1 protein-coding gene is annotated in these 1,117 nt (G+C 66.2%); it reads right to left on the bottom strand.

The genetic code is table 11. The features are described from left to right. Positions 1–125: 125 nt before the first annotated feature. The coding region (istA, locus tag VK682_RS27235; protein WP_324782997.1) for an IS21 family transposase at positions 126–1,117 on the bottom strand (992 nt) is incomplete at its 5' end.

The raw sequence follows: 1,117 nt of genomic DNA, 5'->3' as shown, positions 1-1,117 counted from the left end.
GTCGATCGCCTCGATCGCGGTCATCTCGCCCTTTTCCAGCCGGCTCAGGACCTGGTCCAGCGTTTCCAGGGCGCGGGCCATGTGCAGACTGACCAGGCTCTGGCGGATCCGTTCCGTGACCGGGATCATGGGCGTCCCTCCGGTTGTCTGGCCAGCCGCTGGCCAACGGCCTCGTAGAATGCCAGTGGCCGGCGCAGGACCGCGGTGTCCGCAGGGGATGGTCGGTCGAGCACGGCACGACGCGCAACGGGTACCGGCTTGCGATGGCTGGGATCGACGCGCTTCTGGTTCTTGCCCTCGAGCACCGGGTGACTTGCGATCAACTCCCCGTCCTCGAAGATGCGCACCTCGGCCGGATGGTTCTGGACCTCGACGATCCGGCGCCGGGTGGTGTCCGGGACGCTGTACTGATTGCCGCCAACGGCAACCATGCCCTCATGGCTGATCCGCCGCTCGACGGTCAGCACCGCGTCGTAGGGCCGAGTTGGCAGGGCTACGAGGTGCGGCTGCTCATCCGCAAAGTGCTCGTCGACAACCTGCTGCGTGGTTGCATGGACCCGGGGGTTGGCTATGGTAATTCGCCACTCCTCAAACTGGGCATTGAGGTCGTCGAGGTCACGGAAACTGCGCCCCAGAAAGAAGTCCTGCCGCACGTAACGGAATGGGCGCTCGACCTTGCCCTTCGTCTTCGCCCGATACGGCTGGCAGGCGCGCGGCGCCGAGCCGTAATGCGCCAGCAGCGCCACGAGCGAGGCGTTGTAGGTCACGACACCCGCCGCATCTTCGCCGATGACCGCAGTCTTCATCCGGTCGTAGAGCACCTCGCCACACGCCCCGCCCATCGCGTCAAAGGCCGCGATGTGGCAGCGCATCACCGTCTCCAGCGTCTGGTTGGGGCAGAACCGCCCCCAGAGCCAGCGGCTGTGTCCCAGCACCATGCTGAACAGCCAGACCTTGCGGGTGATGCCGGGCTCCAAGGTGAATGCTACTTGGAACTCGGCAAAGTCCACCTGGGCCTGCTGGCCGGCGGGCGTCTCGAAGCGCCGCTCGAACTGGCGCGGGGCGACCGGGCGTATCAGCCTCAGGTACTCCGTCAGTGTCGAATAGGCTCCCTCGA

It is taken from the genome of Salipiger marinus (assembly GCF_035481585.1).
In the GTDB taxonomy this organism is placed as follows: domain Bacteria; phylum Pseudomonadota; class Alphaproteobacteria; order Rhodobacterales; family Rhodobacteraceae; genus Salipiger; species Salipiger marinus.
This window is presented reverse-complemented; position numbering and strand designations above follow the sequence as displayed.